The organism is Aquabacterium sp. (genome assembly GCF_016234775.1).
In the GTDB taxonomy this organism is placed as follows: domain Bacteria; phylum Pseudomonadota; class Gammaproteobacteria; order Burkholderiales; family Burkholderiaceae_C; genus Aquabacterium.
In genome coordinates, this window is the sequence record NZ_JACRAH010000033.1 from 1 (window position 1) to 21,688 (window position 21,688).

Below are 21,688 nucleotides of genomic sequence, written 5' to 3' on the forward strand. Positions count from 1 at the left end.
ACCCCATGCATGGTTCGGTGACCGTCAATCCCGACGGCACCTGGACCTACACCCCGGCCAAGGACTACAACGGTTCTGACTCCTTCACCGTGACCGTGTCTGACGGCAAGGGTGGCACGACCACGGCCACCATCGACATCGGCATCAACCCCGTCAACGATGGCCCCAAGATCGACGATCCAACCAATCCCAATCTGGATCCGGCCACCGGCCATTACAAGCTCACCACCAACGAAGACAAACCTGTCTCCGGTCAGGTCAAAGCCACCGATCCCGATGGCGACACCCTGACCTATGCCAAGGGCTCCGACCCCGCACACGGCACCGTCTCCGTCAACGCCAACGGCACCTGGACCTACACGCCAGCCAAGGACTACAACGGTTCGGACTCCTTCAACGTGACCGTGTCAGACGGCAAGGGCGGCACAACCACGGCCACCATTGACATCGGCATCACCCCCATCAACGATGGTCCGAAGATCGACGATCCATCGAACCCGAATCTGGATCCTGCCACCGGCCACTACAAGCTCACGACCGACGAAGACAAGCCCGTCTCCGGTCAAGTCAAGGCCACTGATCCGGATGGCGACGCGCTGACCTTTGCCAAGGGCTCCGACCCGGTGCACGGCTCGGTGACAGTCAATGCCGATGGCACCTGGACCTATACGCCAGCCGAGGACTACAACGGCACGGACACCTTCACCGTGACCGTCTCTGACGGCAAGGGCGGCACCACCACGGCCACCATCGACATCGGCATCAACCCCGTCAACGATGGTCCCAAGATCGATGATCCAACCAATCCCAATCTGGATCCGGCTACCGGCCACTACAAGCTGAACACCGACGAGGAAAAGCCTGTCTCCGGCCAGGTCAAGGCCAGCGACCCGGATGGCGATGCACTGACTTACGCCAAGGGTTCCGACCCCGCGCATGGCACGGTCACCGTCAACACCAACGGCACCTGGACCTACACCCCAGCCAAGGACTACAACGGCGCTGACTCGTTCACCGTTACCGTCTCTGACGGCAAGGGCGGCACGACCACCGCCACGATCGACATCGGCATCGCGCCTGTCAACGACGGCCCCATCATTGGTACCCAGTCCAGCCCGGCCGTCGTGTCCGAAGAAGGCCTGGCAGGCGCCAACGCCGACAACCAAGGCGCTCCCGACACGGTCAACACCAAGGAGGCCACCGGCCAGTTCGCCATCAGCGACACCGAGGGCGACAAGATTACCCTGACCCTCTCGGGCCCCAGCGGGTTGACCTCGGGTGGCACCGCCATCAGCTGGATCGGCAATGGCACGGCGCCCAACCCGCTGATCGGCGTCGTGGCGGGCAAACCCGTCCTGACGGCCACCATTGACGACCAGGGTCACTACAAGGTTACCCTGCAAGGCCCAGTCGATCACCCCAACACCAGCACGGAAGACGTCCTGAGCATCGGCCTCAAGGTCAATGCCAACGACGGGCACACCACCAGCAGCGCCACACTGAACGTGCTGATCGAAGATGACAGCCCCGCCTCCGGTGCCCAGGTCACGCGCGTCGATGCCACCACCGGCACGCAAAACACCAACCTCATGCTGATCATCGACACCTCGGGCAGCATGAAGGACACCCTCGCGGACAAGACGGTCAACGGCATCAAGGCCGCCATCAAGTCCCTGATCGATCGCTATGACGACCTGGGGGACGTCAAGATCCAGATCGTCACGTTCAACGACGGTGGCCAAGGCCGCCCCGCATGGCTGACCGTGGCCCAGGCCAAAACATTCGTCGACGCGCTCACCGCCAACGGCGGCACGAACTACGACGCGGCCCTCGCCGCCGCCAAGGCCTCCTTTGCCGTGGCAGGCAAGCTGGCCGATGGCGTCAACGTGTCTTACTTCATCACCGATGGTCAACCCAATTCCGGCAAAGCCATCGACACCGGCAGTGACGAAGCCAACTGGGAGAAGTTCCTCAAGGACAACCACATCGACTCCTACGCCATTGGCACCGGCACACTGACCGCGCAGTACGTCGCCAACATCGAGCCCATTGCCTACAACGGCATCTCCGGCACGGAACAAAGTGCCACCACGCTCAAGACCAATGCCGAGCTGACCAAGTACCTGATTGACACGGTGCCCACGCTCAAGTCCGGCAGCCTGGCCAGCCTGGCTGGTGCGGATGGCCTCAAGACCATTGAGGCCTTCTCGTCGAGCAAACAAGTCAGCTCCGTGCTGGATCCGGTCACCAAGATCCTCACGATCACGCTGCAATCGGGCGCGGAGATCAAGCTCAACACCCTCACAGGCAGCTTCACCATGAAGCAAGGTCGAGACGGTGGCGACGAAACCTTCAGCTACACCATCGTGGACAAGGACGGCGACCGCGCCAGCGGTTCCGTCACCCTGACGACCGCCGCCACAGCCGCCACCAACCACGCCCCCACCGTGCTGGCCAACAGCGACGGCCACAACATCCTGGGCCTGGTTGACCTGGCCGTGAACCCCTTGCTGGATCTGAGCAAGAACCAGCACGTGGCCGTCAACGACGTGGACAACAACCTGATTCGCGTGGACGTGAGCGTCGGGCAGTTCCTGTCACTGGGCACCCTGCTGGGTGACCACAGCAAGCTCAGCCTCTCGCTCGACCCCGCCCTCACGCACGGCCTGCACATCAGTGGCGCCGACTCTCGTCACCTGGTGATCGAAGCGGAAACACCCGGCGCCACGATCGATGTCGCCCAGGTCAATCACCTGCTGTCCACACTCAGCTACGACCCGGCACACGTGCTGGGCCTGTCGGTCGATCTGTTCCCGCAACTGACCATCAAGGCCACCGATGCGGCTGGTGCCACCGACACCAAGACGATCTCCAGCAGCATCGTCGCGATTGACGTGAACGCCGCACCGCTGGCTGACCACATCGAGCATGTGGTGGCTGGCCACGGTGAACACCACAGCAGTTGCGACACCGAGGTGTTCTCCTGGAACCTGGCCGATCGCCCGACCTCCGGTGAACACCACATCGACACCATCCACGACTTCAACTGCGCAGCACGTACCGCTGGCGGTGATGTGCTGGACCTGCGCGACCTGCTCCATGCAGAGCAAAGCGGCTCGGCATCCGGTTCAGCCAACATCGACAAGTTGCTGAACTTCCTGGACTTTGACACCCAGTCTCAGCCAGGCAGCACCATCATCCACGTGAGCGCCAATGGCGCCTTCCACGCCGATGCAACAGGCCACAGCGACAGCTCGGACTGTGCCGAGCAGCAGCACATCGTGCTGGCCAATGTGGACATCCGCGCCTCGCTGGGGCTGGATCAGCAAGCCAATGATCATCAGATCATCAGCGAGCTGGTCAACCGCGGCAAGCTGCTGGTGGACAACTGCTGAGCTGTTGACCGGACAGGGCTCGGCACAAACCGAGCCCCCAAACAAAAGCAGCCTCAAGTGGGCTGCTTTTTCATGGGCGCGAACCGCGCGGTGGGTCAGAAACCTCAGTTCAAACGCACGGCAGGCCCGGTGACACCATCGATACCAACCTGGCGCAAGGCCAGGATGTCGGCCGATTCGCACACTCCCTCGGCATACACCTGCAAACCCAGGCCATGCAGCATGCTGACCGTGGCCGATACATACGCAGCCCTTGAGGCATCCTGCGCCACACCTTGCACCACCGAGGCATCCAGCTTGATGTAGTCCAGCCCGGCCTCGAACAGGAACTCGATGCGCGCCAGCTTTTCACCGGCATGCTCCAGGCCGATGCGCGCCTTCAGAGGCCGCAACTGCTTGCACAACTCGCGCACCTGCTCGAATCGTTCCACGGCCGCGCTCTCGGCCACTTCCAGCCACAAGTGCTGCGCAGCCTCAGGCGCGGCCGCCAGATGCGCGCGGATCCTGGGAATGAAACTGCTGTCTGCCAGCGAGGCCGGCGACAGGTTCACGCCACGATCCTGACGATCTTCGGCGATCTCCTCCAGCGCCAGCACCACGGCCATCTCGTCAATCTGAGAGATCAGGCCCGAGCGCAAGGCCATGGGCAGCCAATGGGCGGCCGTCTCGAATTCGCCTTGTGATTCGAGCTGCAAACGCAAGGGGCATTCGTAGTGCACCAACATCAACTGGCGGTCCACCACGGGGTAGCGCATCAACTGCACGCGCCGCGCGGCCAGCGCCGACGTCAACCTGTTGCGCCATTCGTCCTCGCCCAGCACGGCTGCATGGGTAGAGGGCTCTTCGGCCATGTCCACCGCAAACGCACCGCGGCTTTCCGCCTTGGCCAAAGCCGAGTCGGCTGCAGCCAGCACCTGCTGCAAGGGCATGCCCCGGCGCCAGTGCACGGCCCCCACCACCACCGAGGCTGAAACGGCTTGCTCGGCAAACGAGCGGCGCATGGCATCCGCGTAATGCTCGGGATCAGGCAAAGGCACATTGGAAGCAGTCAGGCAGACAGCGAAGTCACCACCATTGAGCCGCCCCTTCGCGGCCCCATCCACGCCCGACGACACTTCGGCCATCGTTCTGGACAAGCGCTGCAACAAGGCGTCTGTCGTGCGGTGCCCCAACAGTCGATTGATACCCGCCAGATCCACCAGACGGATCAGGTACAACACGCCAGAGCCTGAGCCCTCGTCGCTGTTGAGCGCCGCATTGAGCTGGGCCATGAAATGCCGACGGTGCGACAAGCCAGTCAGCGGATCGCAGTGCGCCTGCTGCCGCAATTGTTCGACCTGGCTGGACTGCTCCTCGAACAAGGACTTCAGCCGCACCACCACCGCATTCATGGCCTGACTCAGGCGCGCCAACTCAGGCACGCGCGGTTCCACCACCGTCACAAAGCGCCGCTCCATGAGGGCCTGAGCCTGCGCCACCGTTGCGTCCAGCGGCTCGCGGATGCGACGCACACCGAAGGCAGCGACCACACCCGACAAGCCCCCCAGAACCAGCAACAGCCCAGCTGTCTTGACGCTGCCCTGCCAGAGTTGGGCGTGCGCAAATCCAGCATGGCTGACCACCTCGACGGAGCCGAGCGCACGCCAGCCATCCGACACCTGTGCCAATCCCGCAACCGACTCCACCGGCACCAGGTTCACGAACCACACCGGAGCCACATCGCGCAGCAGCTTGTTGTCGGCCTCGTGATTGACCACCACGCGCCCACCCGCATCCTTGAGCGTGATGCGTTGGTAAGAGCCGGTATCGAACATGGCCGATACCGTCAGATCCATGGAGGGCATGTCGCCTTTTTGCTGAGACAGATTTAACGCGAGCGATTGCGCGTTATCTGCATTCTTGAGCCGCAACTGGGTTTCCAGGTATCCGCGCGCCGACCACATCCAGACGGCAAAGCTGCCGAAGAACGCCATCAACAGCGTCACCAGCAACAACAACCAGATCTGACGAATCAAGGACATACGGTTTCTACCTTTGTGGACTCACCACCAGCCCTCAGCCTTGGCCTTTGTAAACACATCTCTCCAACGTGACAGGCGGGCTGACGGGTCTCCGGCATTGGAGCCACCTACACCTTGCCACAAACCTTCCGCGTTGAAACTGAAAACAGGGGCCAAATCCGGTCGCCGGGAAGCGGGTCGAATCTCGGTAACCAGGTTATCCAGAATCAAAGGTTCCGCATTAGGTTCAGAGTAATACGCCAGCACCATGTGAGCCTGAATACCCCCCCCAACCTGCGCACGGACATACACCATGCGCATCTTCACACTGGGAATGCCTGCCGCAATCAGGGAAAAATACTTGCCAATGGCGTAATCCTCACAGTCGCCCTGCCCTTTACTCAGGGTTTCCAGCGGTGACGCCCAATAATCCACCGCCCCCCACGTTTCCCGATCATCGCGATACAAAATCTGACGATTAAAAAAGGTATTGATGCTCTTCAGGCGAAGGTCGTCTTCCTGATTGGCGACTTCGGCGATCTCCTGGAGAAGCGCCTGCGCCCTGGCCAAGGTACCTGGCCCCAACTTCTGCGCCGCCGTCATCACGCGTGGCGACTCGAACGCCTGAGTGAGCGCCCCACTGCACAGCAGCGCCAGCAAGACAAGCCGCGCGCACGTCCACAAGCAGGCTGGCCTGCAGCCACGCCAGAACGGGTTCAACAAAGGGGTTTTCGGACGCGAGCGGACCACACAGTCAGATCGGCCAAAACGGCCCAAACTTGACCGCTTATCTCCCCTGTGTCGCGAGTGGCGCCACTCACTTGCGCGGACCACGACCTTGGTATGTGAAACGGCCCTTCATTTAATGCCAAAATGCGCCGATTAACACCAAATGTGTCCAGTTGATACCTGCGCGTTCAAGCGCCATTCAACGGGGCTCTTACAAATCCTCCCGAGGTGCAAGGTGACAAAACCGATGATGATGAAATCCCGTCTGACCATCCTGGCTCTTGCCTGCATGACCGTGGCAACTGCACACGCACAGAACGCGCCTGCAGGATCTCTGGCAGCTGCTGCTCAGAAGGCCATTTCCAACAACCCGGAAGTCACTGCCCGCCTCAACGCCATGCGCGCTGCCGGCAATGAGGCCGATGTCGCCCGGGGTGGCTACTACCCTCGCGTGGATCTCGCCGCTGACGTTGGCCGTGACAGCAACCGCATCACCAACCGAGACCCCGCATCGACCAGCTTCAGCCGCAATGGCCTGGCCCTGAGCGCCAACCAGCTGCTGTGGGACGGCCAGGCCACACGCAAGGAAGTGGAACGCCTGGGCCATGCCCGTGTGACCCGCTACTTCGAGTTCCTGGCGGCCACGGAAGACACGGCACTGGAAGCGTCGCGTGCCTATATTGACGTGCAGCGCTACCGCAAGCTGGTTTCGCTGGCTGAAGACAACTACGTTCAGCACAAATACGCTTTCGACCAACTGGCCTCCAAGGTCAAGGCTGGCGTGGGCCGTGGCGTGGACAGCGAGCAGGCCAATGCCCGCCTGGCCCTGGCTGACTCCAACCTGACGACGGAAGTCGCCAACCTGCATGACGTCAGCGCGCGCTACCTGCGCGTTGTGGGTGAAGCGCCCGCGAGCAAGCAACCCAGCGCCAGCGGCCTGGATCGCGGCATCCCCACTGGCAACAGCGACACCGTGAACCAGGCCCTGTCTCGTCACGCCAGCATCAGCGCGGCTGTCGAGAACTTGCGTGCCGTGCAGTCTCAGGCCACCAGCAAGGAAAGCGCTTACCAGCCCAAGGTAGAAGCCCGTGCCCGCACCGGTGTCGGCAAGAACTTCGACGGCGTCCAGAACCAGAAGCGCGACTCCTCCGTGCAACTGCTGCTCAACTGGAACCTGTACAACGGTGGCTCCGACCAGGCCCGAGTGCGCCAATACACCGACCTGATCAACCAGGCCGCTGACCAGCGTGACAAGGCTTGCCGCGACGTGCGTCAAACCGCCGCCATCGCCCACAACGACATCAAGAAGCTCAAGGACCAACTGGCCGCGCTGGACCGCAACGTGCTGGCCATCGAAAAGGCCCGTGACGCCTACCGCCAGCAGTTCGATATCGGCCAGCGCAGCCTGCTGGACTTGCTGAACGCTGAAAACGAGCTCTACACCGCCAAGCGTTCGTACGCCAACGCCGAGCACGACCTGCAGCTGGCCTATGCCCGCACGCAAGCTGCGCGCAACACCCTGACCTCGACCCTGGGCCTGACCAGCAACGACGACGGCAACCAGAGCCTGGCGCGTGACTGGCAAGCCGCTGACGATGCGGCACAACGCTGCCCCGTGAGCGCCGTGGATGCCGCCTCGGCCAGCCGAGAGGAACTGGATGCCCGTGCGCGCAAACTGGCGGGCCCGGCTGTGGCCGCACCTGTGGTGACGCCTGCACCGATCGCCGCCAAGGCTGAGCCTGTCGTGGCCGATGAAGCTGCCGCAGAAACCGTGGCCCAACGCCTGCGTGACTGGGCTGCTGCCTGGATGTCCAAAGATGTGGACCGCTACTTCACGTATTACGCCAAGGACTTCGCCCCGGCCAAGTCGACTTCGGCCAAGTGGATCAACGAACGTCGCCGTCTGGTGACCAAGCCCGGCCCGATTGAAGTGTCGGTCGGTGACATCAAGGCCGTGCCCAAGGGTGATTCGGTTGTGACCAGCTTCCAGCAGACCTACACCTCATCCAACTTCAAGGACAAGACCAACAAGGTTCTGACCTGGAAGGTGATTGACGGTCAGTGGGTCATCGTCAAGGAAAGCAACCGCTGACAGGCCGCAAGGCCCTGCACCACAGCAGGGCCTGCCCAAAACAATGGCGCCCCGCGGGGCGCCATTGTTTTGGGTGATGCCTCATATCGCTGCGGCCATCGATCAAGACGGCCACAGCGTGAAGGTCATTACTCGTCGCCGAACTTGTAGTCGGTCTTGGCAGACTTCTTCAGGCTCTTGCGGTAGTCAGCCAGCTTCTGCTGCATCATGTTCTGCGACAACTGGCCCTTCACTTCGTCGAAAGCAGGGAACTGCGCAGCGCGGGTGTCTTCCAGCTTGATGATGTGATAGCCGAACTGAGACTTCACGGGGGCATCAGTCGTCTGGCCCTTTTCCAGCTTGGTCAGCGCTTGCGAGAACTCGGGCACGTAGTTGCCAGGGTTGGCCCAATCCAGATCGCCACCGTTTTCGGCAGAGCCAGGATCCTTCGAGTTCTTCTTGGCCAGGTCTTCAAACTTGGCACCGGCCTTGAGCTGAGCGATCAGGGCCTTGGCATCTTCTTCCTTCTCGACCAGGATATGGCGAGCACGGTATTCCTTGTCGCCCTTGGTGGCCTTGTACTTGTCGTACTCTGCGCGCACTTCGGCGTCAGAAGGCTTGTTCTTCTTTTCGAACTCCATGAACAAGGAGCGGAACAGAATGGCCTGACGAGCGAACTCCATCTGGGTCTGGTATTCCTTGCCGCGCTGCAGACCGAGGCGTTCGGCTTCCTGCACCATGACTTCGCGCAGCACGATCTCGTCCTTCACGCGCTGCTCGAGCTCAGGCGTCTTGACCTGAGGAGGCTGACCGGGCTGTTGCTGCTTGAGGATCTGTTCCAGCATGGCATCGACGCGTGCGCGGGGCACGGGCTTGCCATTGACGGTGGTGATGTTTTGCGCGAACGCCAGCGGTGCAGCCAGCGAGATCGAAACGGCCAGCATGGCAGCCTTGGCGATACGAGAAGTCTTCATGATGAGCAGTAAAAGCTTTCTAAGGATGTTCAGACGGGCTCGGCTTTGATCGCAAGAGCGTGAACGCCCTGAGGAATCAAATCGCGCAGGGCATCATACACAAGCCGGTGACGCTGAACGTGTGTCAATCCGTTGAAGCAACGCGCCTTGATCTGCACCGAAAAGTGCGTACCAGAGCCCGTGCCATTGGATCCGGCATGGCCCGCGTGCTGGCTGCTGTCGTCCGACACGGCGCAGGCTTCGGGCTGCAAAGCCTCGCGCAGTGCGGCTTCTAGCTGACCGGCAGTAATGGAAGCGTCACTCATCATGGACCTCTTTGATGACAGTTGGTTCAATCGGCTTTGCTGTTTTCTTCGGGGACCATGTGGCGACTGAGATACAGGCCCTGCGCCAGGGTAAACACCAAGGTGAACCCCAGACTGCCCCACATCTTGAAGCTCACCCACGTATCCAGCGGGAAATTGAAGGCCACCCACAGGTTGAGCACGCCCATGCTGGCAAAGAACAGCACCCAGGCCCAACCCAGCGTGCGCCACACCGCATCGGGCGCTTCGATCTGCCCGCCCATCATCTGAGCCAGCATCTTGCGGCCCAGCACGATTTCGGTGACCAGGAAGCCCAGCGACATCAACCAGTAGATGACGGTCGGCTTCCATTTGATGAAGGTTTCATCGTGGAACCACAGCGTCAGGCCGCCCAGCACCACCACGATCACCAACCCTGCCCACAGCATCTTGTCCACGGGCTTGCGCATGGCCTTGAGCACCACGACCTGCAGCAGCGTGGCCGCGATGACCACCACGGTCGCCAGCAAGACGGGTGCCTCGGTTACGCCCACCGCACCGCCCGACACGGCAAAGCCCAGGTGCTGCGTCATCCAGTGCGCCACCAGATCCTTGTGCCCTTCCGCCCACTTGAAGCTGGCAAAGAACAGGATGATGGGCAGCAGGTCGAAAAATATCTTCATGAGTTGGACGACCCGACCAGCGAGCCGCAAGTTACCGCGATCTACTTGTCGCGCGGCACGAAGTCTAGCGCGGCCGAGTTGATGCAATAACGCTCACCCGTGGGTTGGGGGCCATCGTCGAACACATGGCCCAGATGCGCGCCGCAGTTCTGGCAACGCACTTCCACGCGAATCATGCCGTGCGTGTGGTCGGCCACGCGCTCGATGATGCCGTCCTCGGCGGGCTGCCAGTAGCTTGGCCAGCCACAGCCCGCATCGAACTTGGTGTCGGACTCGAACAGCTTGGCGCCACAGCAAATGCACTTGTAGGCGCCATCTTCAAAGTGATCCCAGAAGCGACCCGTGAAGGCGTGCTCGGTCGCCGCCTGGCGGGTGACCTGGTAATCCATGGGGTCGAGCTGGGCGCGCCATTCGGCGTCGGTCTTCTTGACTTTGTAGTCGGTCATGATGAGCAGGAGACTTCAATGGCCTGGGCCCATTCGGGCGGGAACCCCGCATCGGCTTCGGCGCCGGGCTGTTCGTCGAACGGCGTTTGCAGAAGTTGATACAGGCGCTGCACCTCACTGTAGTCGCCCTTCTGCGCTTGCTGAATGGCCACTTGCGCCATGTGGTTGCGCAACACGTAGACCGGGTTGACGCGGCGCATGCGCGCAGCACGATCGGCATCAACGCTGTCTTCAGCCCTCAAACGCTCGGTGTACTGCACGGCCCACGCATCAAAGGCGGCACGGTCCAGGAAGAGATCGCGCACAGGCGCATTGGCGGGATGATCCGGTGGCACATCACTGCGGAAATCACACAGGCGGCGGAAGGTGATCGTGAAGTCCGCCTTGCCCGATGCCATGGCCTGCAGCAACTCGACGGCGAGCTTGCCGTCGTCGTCCTGCTCGGTGTGCAAGCCCAGCTTGGCACGCCAGCGTGCGCGCATGGCCTGAGGGAAGCGCTGCTCGTAAGTCTGCAGCACGTCGATCACGATCTGGTTGTCGTCCTTGGCTTCTGGGATCAAAGGCAGCAAGGCTTGCGCCAGCGCGCGCAGGTTCCAGTAGCCGATCTGCGGCTGGTTGTTCCACGAGTAGCGCCCATGGTCATCGGAGTGATTGCAGATGTGGTTCGGATCGAACGCATCCAGAAAGCCGAAGGGACCGTAGTCGATCGTCAGGCCCAGGATGGACATGTTGTCCGTGTTCATCACGCCATGACAGAAGCCGACAGACTGCCAGTGCGCCATCAGCTCGGCCGTGCGCGCCACCACCACGTCCAGCAAGGCCAGGGCACGGTTGGGCGCATCCTGCAACTCAGGGAAATGGTGGCTGACCACAAAATCGACCAGGGCCTTCAAGGCCTCGTGATGCCCGTCCTCACCACTGTGCGCGAAGTGTTCGAAATGCCCGAAGCGGATGAAGCTGGGCGCCACGCGCGACACCACCGCGGCCGTCTCGATGGTCTCGCGGCGCACCGGCTGCGGCGACGCAACCAGGCTCAAAGCCCGTGTGGTGGGAATACCCAGGCCATGCATGGCCTCGCTGCAAAGAAACTCGCGGATGGACGAGCGCAACACGGCGCGGCCGTCGGCCCGCCGCGAATAAGGTGTGGCCCCTGCACCCTTGAGTTGCACCTCCTGCGGGCCGATCGGGCTGTCGACTTCACCGAGCAGCAAGGCTCGGCCATCACCGAGTTGCCCGGCCCACACGCCGAACTGGTGTCCGCTGTACACCGACGCAAAAGGCGCCATGCCAGGCCAGACGGCATTGCCACTGAACACGTTCAAGGCCAGCGGATCCTGATGCCACCCCTGCGGCCAATCCAACTCGCGCGCCAGCCCCTGGTTGAGCAGCACCCATCGCGGCATGGCCAGGGCATCGCCTTGCCATGCCGTCCCCAGCGCCACGCCCAGATCACGCTGGAGCTGCTCGCTCAAACCGGCATAGCGGTTGCGCCAGCGCTCAGCTTGCGGCGACCAGGAAAAATTCTGTAAAGGGATGTGAGGCAGGGCAGACATGTGGCGCAGTTTAGACAAGCCCCCCTGTCCCTGGGGCCAGGTCGGCTAATACCCGTCTGCGTGCTGTCCTAAGATGCGGCACCCATTGACTCTTGCAGGATGCCAGCCGTGGATATTGTGCTGTTCATGAAATCAGCCCTCATGGGTATCGTGGAAGGGCTCACGGAGTTCCTGCCTATTTCGAGCACGGGGCACCTGATCCTGGCCGACTCCCTGCTGGAGTTCTCCCGCGCCACGGGGTCGGACAAGGCCAAGGTCTTCGAAATCGCCATCCAGACGGGCGCCATCTTCGCCGTGATCCTGGTTTACATGCAGCGCATCAAGGAGACCATCGCGGGCATGTTCTCCGATCCAAAAGCGCAGCGCTTTACCATCAATGTGCTCATCGGCTTCCTGCCAGCCGTGGTCATGGGTCTGGCTGTGGGCAAGGTCGTGAAGGCCCATCTTTTCACCCCCACGGTCGTAGCCACCACCTTCATCCTGGGTGGCGTGATCATCCTGATCGCCGAGCGATTTGCGGGCCAACGCCCGACACAGCGCGTTGAAACGATCGACGACATGACCCCCATGGACGCGATCAAGGTGGGCCTGATCCAGTGCCTGGCGCTGATCCCTGGCACCAGCCGCTCCGGCGCCACCATCATCGGCGGCATGCTGATGGGCCTGTCGCGCAAGGCCGCCACCGACTACAGCTTCTTCCTGGGCATCCCGACACTGGTTGGCGCTGGCGCTTATAGCCTCTACAAGGACCGCGCCCTGCTGTCGATCGATGACCTGCCCCTGTTCAGCGTGGGTCTGGTGTTCGCCTTCGTGTCAGCCTGGATCTGTGTGCGCTGGTTGATCCGCTATGTGTCCAGCCACGACTTCGTTCCCTTTGCCTGGTACCGCATCGCCTTCGGCATCTTCATCCTGGTGTCGGCCAATATGGGTTGGGTGATCTGGGCCGACTGACCCCGCCACGCAGCATGGCTTCTCAGGCGCAAAATAGCGGGATGCGCCTGAGACAAGAAGCCCTGCAGGTCCTGCTGATCTGCGATCCCCACACCAAAGCCGCCGCCACACAGGCACTGAGCGCGGCCTACCTTCAAGCTCACCGGGATGGTGGCCTGGACGAGGCCGACCGGAACGAAGCGCTCAAACTGAGCGCCGAGCAAGCCGCCACCATGCCCGGGCGCCCTGCCCGCCCCGCCCTGGTATCGGCCACGCAGGTGCCCTCCCGCTCGCCGTTCACGCCAGAAGGCCGCGCGGCCCTGCTGCACGCCATCTGCCACATCGAATTCAACGCCATCAACCTGGCGCTGGATGCCGTCTGGCGCTTTGCCTGCATGCCCGCCGCGTTCTATGGCGACTGGCTGCAGGTCGCAGCAGAAGAAGCCGAACACTTCAGCTTGCTTCGCGCGCACCTGCAATCCATGGGCGCCAACTATGGTGATTTCGATGCCCACGACGGCCTGTGGACCATGTGCGAAAGAACCAAGGACGACATCCTGGCGCGCATGGCTCTGGTGCCCCGCACCCTGGAAGCCCGCGGGCTGGACGCCACACCGCTGATCCAGGACAAACTGACACGCGCCGGCGACCACGAAGCCGTGGCCATTCTGGACATCATCCTGCGCGACGAGGTGGGCCACGTGGCCATCGGCAACCGCTGGTTCCACCACCTGTGCCAGGAACGCGGGCTGGATGCCCTGAGCCTGTACCCAAAGCTGGTCAAACAGTACGACGCGCCACGCATGCGCCCGCCCTTCAACGAAGCGGCCCGCAAGGCTGCCGGCTTCACTGAAGACGAGATGGCTTTTCTACTCGGCGTGGACTGAGCCACCAGGCGCTCACCCCCTGGGGTGATGTTTGGCGTGCAACTGCCGCAGGCGCTCCCGCGCCACATGCGTGTAGACCTGGGTGGTCGAAATATCAGCATGGCCCAGCAGCATCTGCACCACGCGCAAGTCGGCGCCGTGGTTCAACAAGTGTGTGGCGAACGCATGCCGCAAGGTGTGAGGCGACAAAGGCTGCGTGATACCCGCCAGCATCGCGTACTTCTTGATGAGCTTCCAGAACATCTGGCGCGTCATCGGGCCACCGCGTGCGGTCACAAACAGCGCATCACTGACCTGGCTGCCCAGAATCAGCCCCCGGCCCTGGCTCACATAGCGCGCCAGCCACTCGCCCGCCTCGGCACCAAACGGCACCAGGCGCTCCTTGCTGCCCTTGCCCATGATGCGCAGCACGCCTTCATTCATCCCCACGTGCACGGACTTGAGTTCCACCAGTTCGCTGACGCGCAGCCCGCTGGCGTAGAGCAACTCCAGCATGGCCCGATCCCGCAGACCGATGGGCTCGTGGATGTCAGGTTCAGCCAGCAGTGCTTCCACCTGATGCTCGCTGAGTGTGCCCGGCATACGCATGCGCTGACGAGGCGCATCCATGCGCACGGTGGGGTCGGCCGCGCACAGGTTCTCGCGCACGGCCCACCGGTAGAAGCGCCGGAACACGCTCAAGCGCCGCCCCGCCGATGAAGGCTGAGACCCCGCATGCCGGGCTGTGGCATAGCCCTGCAGATCCGGCTCGGATGCCGTCACCAGCGTATGCCCCTGTTTCTGGGCCGTCAACCATTGCGCCAGGCCTTGCAGATCCCGTCTGTAGGCCGCCAGCGTGTTGGCGCTCAGGCCGTCTTCCAGCCAGAGCGCATCGATGAAGCGATCCAGATGCGGATCGTCTGATGACTCAGTAGCCGCCACGCAGCAGCCCTTCCCTCATGCGGCGGTCCACCGGGTGCTCGCCCACGAAGATCTTCAGCACGGCCCGATACAGGTCATCACCGGCCACCGCAGTGCCTACCGCCTTGTCGTTGACGCGCAGGTGCACGCCCTTGTCAGGGATGAAATCCAGATCCAGGGTGTCGCCAGGCTTGAGATCACCCACGCTGTCGATCAGGCCGGCCAGCCGCGCCAGGCGCTCGCTCAGCCTGGCCAGCACCTCGGGCGGCTCGTGGTCTTCAATGCGCCCCGTCAGTGACTTGGTGAGCTCATGGCTGGGTGCACTGAGCATGATCTTCAGGCGGATGCGTTTGGGGCCCGGCATCGCCAGCAACTGCCCCGCGTCCTTGCTGGGGGCCGCCACATACAAACCGGCCACAAAAGCCTTGACCCAGGCCACGCCCCGCAGCCCCAGGCCGTTGAGGCGCAGAGTGCGATCGCCCAGCACGGTCGTCGCCTCGAAGCGCTGCCCTTCCAGCGAGGGCATGCGCACCTCGGAAGCGCTCTGCGCACACGCCGGCAAACCCGCGCCAACCGACAGCCCCAGCAGCATCGCCGCCATACCTGCCTGGCGCGCGAACCGCCTCATCCACATTGCCTTGTGCATTGAATCCTCATTGACGACCAGCCGCCATCCAACCCTTGCTAGCGAAGCATGTTGCCATGCGCAGCGAAAGGCCGTGAAACCTCCAACGCCCGGCCCAGCAAGACGGCTGACAACTCCCCCCCGACTTGACGTAAAGCTTTGTCTACCCTTCGGGAAAGCGGAACAGGCCACCCCGACTAAAATCCGCGACATGCAAGACAGTAACCGCCCCCAGGACGCCGAAACAGGCCTCCCCGATTCCGCCCCTGCCGACGCCCCTGAAGCGCCCAACCTGGGAGACCTGCCCCCGCACGCCCGCACCATCCGCAGCTATGTGATGCGCGCCGGCCGCACGACGGAAGCCCAAGGCAAGGCCCTGGCCGAACTCGGCCCGCGCTTCCTGCTGCCCTATCAGGAGCAAATGCTGGATCTGCCCGCCACGTTTGGCCGCACGGCGCCTGTGGTGCTGGAAATCGGTTTTGGCATGGGTGACGCCACGGCCAAGATTGCCGAAGGCCAACCCGACACGGACTACATCGGCTGCGAAGTGCACGAACCTGGCGTGGGCGCCCTGCTCAAGCAGATTGGTGATCGCGGCCTGAGCAACCTGCGCCTGATTCGGCACGATGCCGTGATGGTGCTGGAAAACATGATCCCGCCGGGCTCGCTGGCAGGCATCCACATCTTCTTCCCCGACCCCTGGCACAAGAAGCGCCACAACAAGCGCCGCTTGATCCAGTCGCCCCTGGTGGCCAAGCTGGTGACGCATCTGGCCCCTGGTGGCTACCTGCACTGTGCCACCGACTGGGAACCCTACGCCCAGCAGATGCTGGAGGTCCTGGGTGCCGAGCCTGCCCTGGTCAACACCGCCGAGGGCTATGCAGAAAAGCCTGCTTACCGCCCCCTGACCAAGTTCGAAAACCGCGGCCTGAAGCTGGGCCACGGCGTGTGGGATCTGGTGTTCCGCAAGAAGGCCTGACAAGAAAAAACCCGCAGGTCCGAAGGACCGGCGGGCGCAAAGCGCAACGCTGTCATCACGATGCACTACCGGCTCAGGGAGGTAAAGCCGGGCCTTGAATCAAGGCAAACGAATGTTAGCGCTTTTGGAATGCCCCTGCAATTTGTAGCGATACGAAACGATCCCTTGCGTGACTTGCTTCACTCAAATGAAGCCTGCGTCATCAAACTGCGTGCAACCCTGCTCGCAGGCCCGCTTCGTTATCCAGCACAACCGTGGCAGACATGTTGGCCAAAGCCGTCTTGCCTACATGGCTATAGGCAACAGCGACAAACCATTTTGTAGCCCCGGCATACGTCTGATCTTGATTGAATTTGGCCAGTTTGGTGGTGTCTGCCACATAGGCCGATGCCAAGGTGGAATGCGAAGAAAAGTGCCCGCTGTTGGTCGGGCTCTCGACCTTGAGTTCCACCAGATAGATCTGCCCATTCAGCCTGAAGGCCAGATCGACCTTTTTTTGCGATCCCGGGTAACACACCTCAATGCCAAACGTCCCATACAGCTTGAGCAGGTCGATAGCGATGAAGTTCCTGAGCTGCAACTCGTAGGCACCGCTGACGCTGATCGTGTCAGGAATTTCCGCGCGGATGATGCAGTTCATCACGATGTTCAAAAAGTCTTGGGGCGTCACCAACTTCTCCTGATATTTGTATCGGACAAGACTAGTGAAGGCCTATCGACAGGTCAATCGACAAGCTAGGGATTCAGCGCCGCCCAGCGGTATCACTTGCAAAACTGGCGCCCTGACTGTGTGTGAAAAAGAGTCAGAAAGCAAAAAACACCAAGTGAATCAATCACTTGGTGTTTGCATCTGGCGGGAGGGCGTCGTTCACATCATGGGCGGCAAGGTGCGTGAATGCTGGCTTTGCGAGCGATTGGATTGAAGCAAGTCCCCCAATAAGTCCCCCACGTTTGCTGGCTCAGCAACTCACAGCCAGCGGGGGCCCTTTTCCAGGGTCAGCAATGAGCACCTCAGCCGGAATGCCCAAGCCTTTGTGAAGCCGCCGGATCATCGTGAGCGTCAACGGGCGACTGCGAGCAAGCACTTCGTACACGCGGTTGCTGCGACCGATCATCGGCTCCAGGTCTTTGACGGACAAACCGCTTTGCTCAAGCCGGAACTTGATAGCCTCTATGGGATCAGGCGCCGAGATGGGGAAATGCCTCGCCTCATAGGCCTGAACCAGCGTGGCAAGCACATCCAGACGATCTCCGTCAGGCGTACCCAGGTCTGGATCAAGATCCATCAGTGCTGCAATTTCCTGCAAAGCACCCAGGTAGTCATCGTTGGTGTGAATCGGTCGAATTTCCATGTTGAACCTCCGTGGCCATCAAGCCAGTTCTACGGTTTCAGCGTCTATCGCGTCATACGCCTTGTGCGTGCCAATGAACTTGACATAGACCAGTTGCAGCTTGTACGAGACTGCTACAACCAGCCGATAGTCGTTGCCTTTGATGTTGAACACCACGCGACGCCCCTTCAAAATGCTGGCATTGCTGTACTGGGCCTTAATGTCGGATGGCTGCTGCCAATTGGCCTTGCTGGCTTCGGCAAACCAGGCCTTCAGCGCCTGTTCGGCATCTTGGTGATCCGGGTTCTCCCAGAAGGTTTTCAGGGTGGAAACGGCAATCACTCGCATAGATAGATTTTAGTCCCATTTTGGGACTACCGCAAGACTGGGGACGTTTGCTCTAGTTCCAAGTTGACTTTGTACGTTAAAACGCCGTACATTTTGCGTGAAAGAGAGTCTTGCCATGACCACCGATAACAGCCGCACCACCCGTGTTGAAGCCCGCATTGCGCCCGATGTGCTGGCCGTTATCCGCCGTGCGGCTGAAATCGAAGGCCGCAGCCTGAGTGACTTCCTGGTTGGCGCAGCGCAGGAAGCCGCCCGCCGCACCATTGAGCAAGCGCAGATCATCCGCTTGTCCATGGATGAGCAACAGCGCTTTGCATCGCTGCTTCTGGATCCCCCTGCCCTGGCGCCAGCCATGAAGCGCGCGGCGCAAGCGCATCAAAAGCTGATCGTTTCCAAGCCGTGACGGGGACGTTCCGGATTGAGGTGCTCTCAACCGAGCACGACCGTTCTGGCTTCACCTGCGGCAGTGACCCGCTCGACCGCTACCTTCGCGAGCAAGCCTCGCAAGACATGCGCCGCCGCACCAGCGTTTGCTACGTCGCCATCGACTCCACGACAGGTGCCATCGCCGGGTACTACACGCTGGCGGCTGGCAGCGTGCCACTGACCGATGTCACCGAACAGATGGCCAAGAAGTTGCCACGCTACCCCCTTGTCCCTGTGGCACGCCTTGGGCGCCTGGCGGTGAGCGTGAACTTTCAGAAGCGGCAACTTGGTGCGGCCTTGCTATGGGACGCCGGGCAGCGCGCCATGCAAGCAGGCATGGGGGTCTTTGCGCTGGTTGTCGATGCCAACGATGACGTCGCGGCGGCCTTCTATCAACACCACGGCTTCACGGCTTTGACCAGCAATCCTTTGACATTGGTGCTACCCATCGCTGCCTTGGCATAGAAGAACTGATTCAGCAAGGGCCCACATGGCCCGCCCCCTCCCCTGTGGGAACGCGAGGATGGCCCGAAGGATTGCTGAAAGCACAGTTGAGCGACCACGCAACGGATTTACCAGCACCGCAACTACTGGAGATCCAAGTGCTCAAGCTGGCAGCCAAGCTGCTGGTGGCCCTGGTCCTGCTGTTCCTGGCAGCAACCGGAGCCTGCTAGCCCTACCCTGAACTCCTCGGGCAGTCCGCCCGGGGAGGCCTGACGAGAGGAAGACGCGTGGGGAAAAGCCAGGGGGAAATGAGAAAAGCCCCAGAACCGCAAGTCAATGATTTGACAGGGATTTTGGGGCTCTTAAGTTCCTGGCGGAGAGGGCGTCTGCACACGTTTAGTCTAAAAACATCCAGAGAAATGCCACAACTCATTGATTTGATTAAACATTCACCGAAACGACGTTCATTACGATTTTAGAAAAAGCAACTCAATCCAACTCATTATGGTAGAAAGGAAGGTAGAACAAAAGCGATCCTGACATGGCTAGAAAAGCAAAAGAACTATCGGCACTTGTAGTTGGAAGACTGACAGCACCGGGACATCACGCAGTCGGTGGAGTTGCGGGCCTATATCTCTATGTCAACCATGCAGGTGCCAGATCATGGGTGCTACGCACCATGGTTGGGGACAAGCGCCGACACATGGGACTGGGCGGCTATCCTGACGTTACTCTCGCCCAGGCGAAGGAAAAGGCACGCAAAGCTCGAGATGAGATAGAACAAGGCGTAGACCCTATTGCAGAACGTCACGCCGCGAAGGCCAAATTGCGCGCCAAACAAGCCACCGACAAGACATTCAAGCAGGCGGCAGAGCTTTATCTAGAAGCCCATGGAGACTCTTGGAAAAACCCAAAGCACAGAGCTCAGTGGGCAAGCACGCTGGAAACATATGCCTACCCGTTCATGGGGGAGATCCCTGTTCAGGATATCGGTCTTGAACATGTTCTGGCTTCATTGGAGCCTATATGGAAAATCAAAACAGAAACGGCATCCCGACTACGGGGACGCATTGAAAGCGTCTTGAACTGGGCCACTGTACGCAAGTTCCGAACGGGAGAGAACCCTGCTAGATGGAAGGGCCATCTGGACCACTTGCTGGCAACGCCGGGCAAAGTGAAGAAGGTAGAACATCGCCGCGCGCTGCCCTTGGATGAGATGCAAAGCTTCATGCTGGCCCTTAGTCAAAGGGAAGGCAACGCCGCACGAGCGCTCGAGTTCGCCATCTTGACAGCTGCGCGCAGCGGCGAGGTACGAGGAGCGACCTGGTCCGAAGTAGACCTTAAGGATCAAGTGTGGACAATTCCAGGCGAAAGAATGAAGGCGGGAAAGGAACATCGCGTTCCTCTGAGCACGTGGGCTGTCAAAATTCTTCGCGCCCAATCAACCAGGACTGAGAACAATCTCATTTTCCCTGCTCCACGGGGAGGCCAACTTTCCGACATGACCCTCACCGCTGTCATGCGACGGATGGAAGTTGACGCAGTGCCTCATGGATTTAGATCGACCTTCCGTGATTGGGCCGGGGAGCGGACAAACTTCCCGCGTGAGCTTGCGGAACAGGCCCTCGCTCACACATTGAAAGACAAGGTAGAAGCTGCATATCGTCGAGGCGATGCGCTCGAAAAACGGCGCCAGATGATGTCCGAGTGGGCGGACTTTATGGGTGAAAAAAAGAGCTTGACGATGAGCGAGATCATGCAAAGCGCTACCTTACCCAACCATCGTTCTCACACACAAAAACCCGACGCGGTCGAGTGACGATAGGCTGGAAAACCGGCACGCCAGCGAAGAAGACCGTTGACAAGGCAATTGCGCACGCATACCATCCCTCTCCCTAACTTTTTGCCACGCCAAGATCCAGCACGTCAAGCTCACACCTTCTCAATGCGCGTTGACTTCGATAAATACATCGAACACTGCATTGCCACTACACATGTAAAACCTGATCTCGTTTTCAGGTAGATATACAACTCGCGAGCCATTCCTGGCCGAGTTGACTAAGGTGCGCCAGCCCAAGGCTGCCCCGCCTGCATACCGCGGTTTTACACCCCGGCTACCTCCCAACTGGAGGACATTGATGTGGTCCGACTCATTGATTTGATTCGGTGGAGAATTTTTTAGCAGATCCGCAATGGAACTCGATCTGCTGCTTGAGGTGAAAATTGATTAACACAGATGATCGCATGGTGCGCCTGAAAGAGGTCATCCAAATGACCGGCCTCTCACGTTCGATGATTTACTTGAAGAGTGACAAAAAGTCTCCGTATTGGGATCCCTCTTTCCCCGAAAGAAGAAAGATCTCAGAGCGGGCAGTAGCTTGGCTTCACTCTCAAATCATTGAGTGGATGAAAATGAAATTCAAGCAAACGAATAGCCAAGACTAAAAATCAGTACATTCACAGCGCCAGGCAGCCTTAACTGCCTGGCGCTTTTTTTTGCCACTTGAACAGACCAATCCGCCACACGTGCACCAAATTGGCAACAAAGGCACGTGACCAGAAAAAATATTTGAACCGCGCACTTTATTCAATGGATTCCAACGAAATCCAATACCAACTTTTAAAGCACCAAAGCGCACCGAACGCCCTATTGACTCAGTAGCTCAAGGCCATAAAAATAGAA

Annotated in this window: 22 protein-coding genes; 10 read left to right on the top strand and 12 right to left on the bottom strand. The window is 60.6% G+C overall.

Annotation, left to right across the window (positions count from 1 at the left end):
- The coding region (locus HY836_RS09680) for a tandem-95 repeat protein (RefSeq protein ID WP_290675863.1) at window positions 1-3,395 on the top strand (3,395 nt) is incomplete at its 5' end.
- Window positions 3,396-3,499: 104 nt separating this feature from the next.
- On the opposite strand, the gene HY836_RS09685 is transcribed toward HY836_RS09680, so the two are convergent.
- The gene (locus tag HY836_RS09685; RefSeq protein ID WP_290675865.1) at window positions 3,500-5,416 is read right to left on the bottom strand and encodes an EAL domain-containing protein; all 1,917 of its coding nucleotides are present in this window, start codon (window positions 5,414-5,416) and stop codon (window positions 3,500-3,502) included.
- A 21-nt stretch (window positions 5,417-5,437) separates the two neighbouring features.
- A complete protein-coding gene (locus HY836_RS09690; protein WP_290675867.1) occupies window positions 5,438-6,055 on the bottom strand; it encodes a transglutaminase-like cysteine peptidase in 618 nt (205 codons plus the stop codon).
- A gap of 316 nt (window positions 6,056-6,371) precedes the next feature.
- Here HY836_RS09690 and HY836_RS09695 point away from each other — a divergent pair, with 316 nt between their 5' ends.
- Window positions 6,372-8,216: a TolC family outer membrane protein gene (locus tag HY836_RS09695; RefSeq protein ID WP_290675869.1), complete on the top strand. Its 1,845-nt coding sequence runs from the start codon at window positions 6,372-6,374 to the stop codon at window positions 8,214-8,216.
- 128 nt (window positions 8,217-8,344) lie between these two features.
- On the opposite strand, the gene HY836_RS09700 is transcribed toward HY836_RS09695, so the two are convergent.
- Genes HY836_RS09700 through HY836_RS09720 form a run of 5 tightly spaced genes read right to left on the bottom strand, consistent with a single transcriptional unit; the run spans window position 8,345 to window position 12,135 of the window.
- Window positions 8,345-9,169: a peptidylprolyl isomerase gene (locus HY836_RS09700; protein ID WP_290675871.1), complete on the bottom strand. Its 825-nt coding sequence runs from the start codon at window positions 9,167-9,169 to the stop codon at window positions 8,345-8,347.
- Between the two features lie 29 nt (window positions 9,170-9,198).
- Window positions 9,199-9,474 carry a BolA family transcriptional regulator gene (locus tag HY836_RS09705; RefSeq protein ID WP_290675873.1) on the bottom strand — a complete coding sequence of 92 codons (276 nt, stop codon included), beginning with the start codon at window positions 9,472-9,474 and terminating at the stop codon, window positions 9,199-9,201.
- Window positions 9,475-9,500: 26 nt separating this feature from the next.
- Window positions 9,501-10,136 (bottom strand): septation protein A, encoded by a 636-nt coding sequence (locus HY836_RS09710; protein ID WP_290675875.1) that lies wholly within the window; start codon window positions 10,134-10,136, stop codon window positions 9,501-9,503.
- Between the two features lie 41 nt (window positions 10,137-10,177).
- Window positions 10,178-10,582 carry a peptide-methionine (R)-S-oxide reductase MsrB gene (gene msrB / locus HY836_RS09715; RefSeq protein ID WP_290675877.1) on the bottom strand — a complete coding sequence of 135 codons (405 nt, stop codon included), beginning with the start codon at window positions 10,580-10,582 and terminating at the stop codon, window positions 10,178-10,180.
- Complete coding sequence (locus HY836_RS09720) at window positions 10,579-12,135, bottom strand: YdiU family protein (RefSeq protein WP_290675879.1); 1,557 nt, start codon at window positions 12,133-12,135, stop codon at window positions 10,579-10,581. Before HY836_RS09720 ends, msrB begins: the two co-directional genes overlap by 4 nt.
- Window positions 12,136-12,243: 108 nt before the next feature.
- Between HY836_RS09720 and HY836_RS09725 the strand changes: the two genes are divergently transcribed.
- Together HY836_RS09725 and HY836_RS09730 are read left to right on the top strand one after the other, a co-directional pair.
- Window positions 12,244-13,086 carry an undecaprenyl-diphosphate phosphatase gene (locus tag HY836_RS09725; RefSeq protein ID WP_290675881.1) on the top strand — a complete coding sequence of 281 codons (843 nt, stop codon included), beginning with the start codon at window positions 12,244-12,246 and terminating at the stop codon, window positions 13,084-13,086.
- Between the two features lie 41 nt (window positions 13,087-13,127).
- Window positions 13,128-13,952: a ferritin-like domain-containing protein gene (locus HY836_RS09730; RefSeq protein ID WP_290675883.1), complete on the top strand. Its 825-nt coding sequence runs from the start codon at window positions 13,128-13,130 to the stop codon at window positions 13,950-13,952.
- Window positions 13,953-13,964: 12 nt separating this feature from the next.
- On the opposite strand, the gene xerD is transcribed toward HY836_RS09730, so the two are convergent.
- The gene (gene xerD, locus HY836_RS09735; RefSeq protein WP_290675885.1) at window positions 13,965-14,873 is read right to left on the bottom strand and encodes a site-specific tyrosine recombinase XerD; all 909 of its coding nucleotides are present in this window, start codon (window positions 14,871-14,873) and stop codon (window positions 13,965-13,967) included.
- Window positions 14,860-15,498 carry a chalcone isomerase family protein gene (locus HY836_RS09740; RefSeq protein WP_290675887.1) on the bottom strand — a complete coding sequence of 213 codons (639 nt, stop codon included), beginning with the start codon at window positions 15,496-15,498 and terminating at the stop codon, window positions 14,860-14,862. The genes xerD and HY836_RS09740 overlap by 14 nt, the downstream gene beginning before the upstream one ends.
- 190 nt (window positions 15,499-15,688) lie before the next feature.
- On the opposite strand from HY836_RS09740, the gene trmB reads away from it, so the two are divergent.
- Window positions 15,689-16,456 (top strand): tRNA (guanosine(46)-N7)-methyltransferase TrmB, encoded by a 768-nt coding sequence (trmB, locus tag HY836_RS09745; RefSeq protein ID WP_290675889.1) that lies wholly within the window; start codon window positions 15,689-15,691, stop codon window positions 16,454-16,456.
- A gap of 202 nt (window positions 16,457-16,658) precedes the next feature.
- On the opposite strand, the gene HY836_RS09750 is transcribed toward trmB, so the two are convergent.
- The 3 genes from HY836_RS09750 to HY836_RS09760 all read right to left on the bottom strand — a co-directional run bounded on the left by HY836_RS09750 (window position 16,659) and on the right by HY836_RS09760 (window position 18,135).
- Entirely contained in the window at window positions 16,659-17,096 is a 438-nt protein-coding gene (locus tag HY836_RS09750) for a hypothetical protein (RefSeq protein ID WP_290675891.1), read from the bottom strand.
- Between the two features lie 319 nt (window positions 17,097-17,415).
- Window positions 17,416-17,808 carry a transcriptional regulator gene (locus tag HY836_RS09755; protein WP_290675893.1) on the bottom strand — a complete coding sequence of 131 codons (393 nt, stop codon included), beginning with the start codon at window positions 17,806-17,808 and terminating at the stop codon, window positions 17,416-17,418.
- Window positions 17,809-17,826: 18 nt separating this feature from the next.
- Entirely contained in the window at window positions 17,827-18,135 is a 309-nt protein-coding gene (locus tag HY836_RS09760; RefSeq protein WP_290675895.1) for a type II toxin-antitoxin system HigB family toxin, read from the bottom strand.
- A gap of 115 nt (window positions 18,136-18,250) precedes the next feature.
- Here HY836_RS09760 and HY836_RS09765 point away from each other — a divergent pair, with 115 nt between their 5' ends.
- From HY836_RS09765 to HY836_RS09785, 5 genes are all read left to right on the top strand, one after another.
- Window positions 18,251-18,538 (top strand): DUF1778 domain-containing protein, encoded by a 288-nt coding sequence (locus tag HY836_RS09765; protein ID WP_290675897.1) that lies wholly within the window; start codon window positions 18,251-18,253, stop codon window positions 18,536-18,538.
- Window positions 18,535-19,026 (top strand): GNAT family N-acetyltransferase, encoded by a 492-nt coding sequence (locus HY836_RS09770; RefSeq protein WP_290675899.1) that lies wholly within the window; start codon window positions 18,535-18,537, stop codon window positions 19,024-19,026. The genes HY836_RS09765 and HY836_RS09770 overlap by 4 nt, the downstream gene beginning before the upstream one ends.
- Window positions 19,027-19,112: 86 nt before the next feature.
- On the top strand, window positions 19,113-19,235 hold the full coding sequence (locus HY836_RS09775) for a hypothetical protein (RefSeq protein WP_290675901.1): 123 nt from the start codon (window positions 19,113-19,115) through the stop codon (window positions 19,233-19,235).
- A 311-nt stretch (window positions 19,236-19,546) separates the two neighbouring features.
- Window positions 19,547-20,824, top strand: a complete 1,278-nt coding sequence (locus tag HY836_RS09780) for a site-specific integrase (RefSeq protein ID WP_290675903.1) — start codon at window positions 19,547-19,549, stop codon at window positions 20,822-20,824.
- 425 nt (window positions 20,825-21,249) lie between these two features.
- A complete protein-coding gene (locus tag HY836_RS09785) occupies window positions 21,250-21,450 on the top strand; it encodes an AlpA family phage regulatory protein (RefSeq protein ID WP_290675905.1) in 201 nt (66 codons plus the stop codon).
- The last annotated feature ends 238 nt before the right edge of the window (window positions 21,451-21,688 follow it).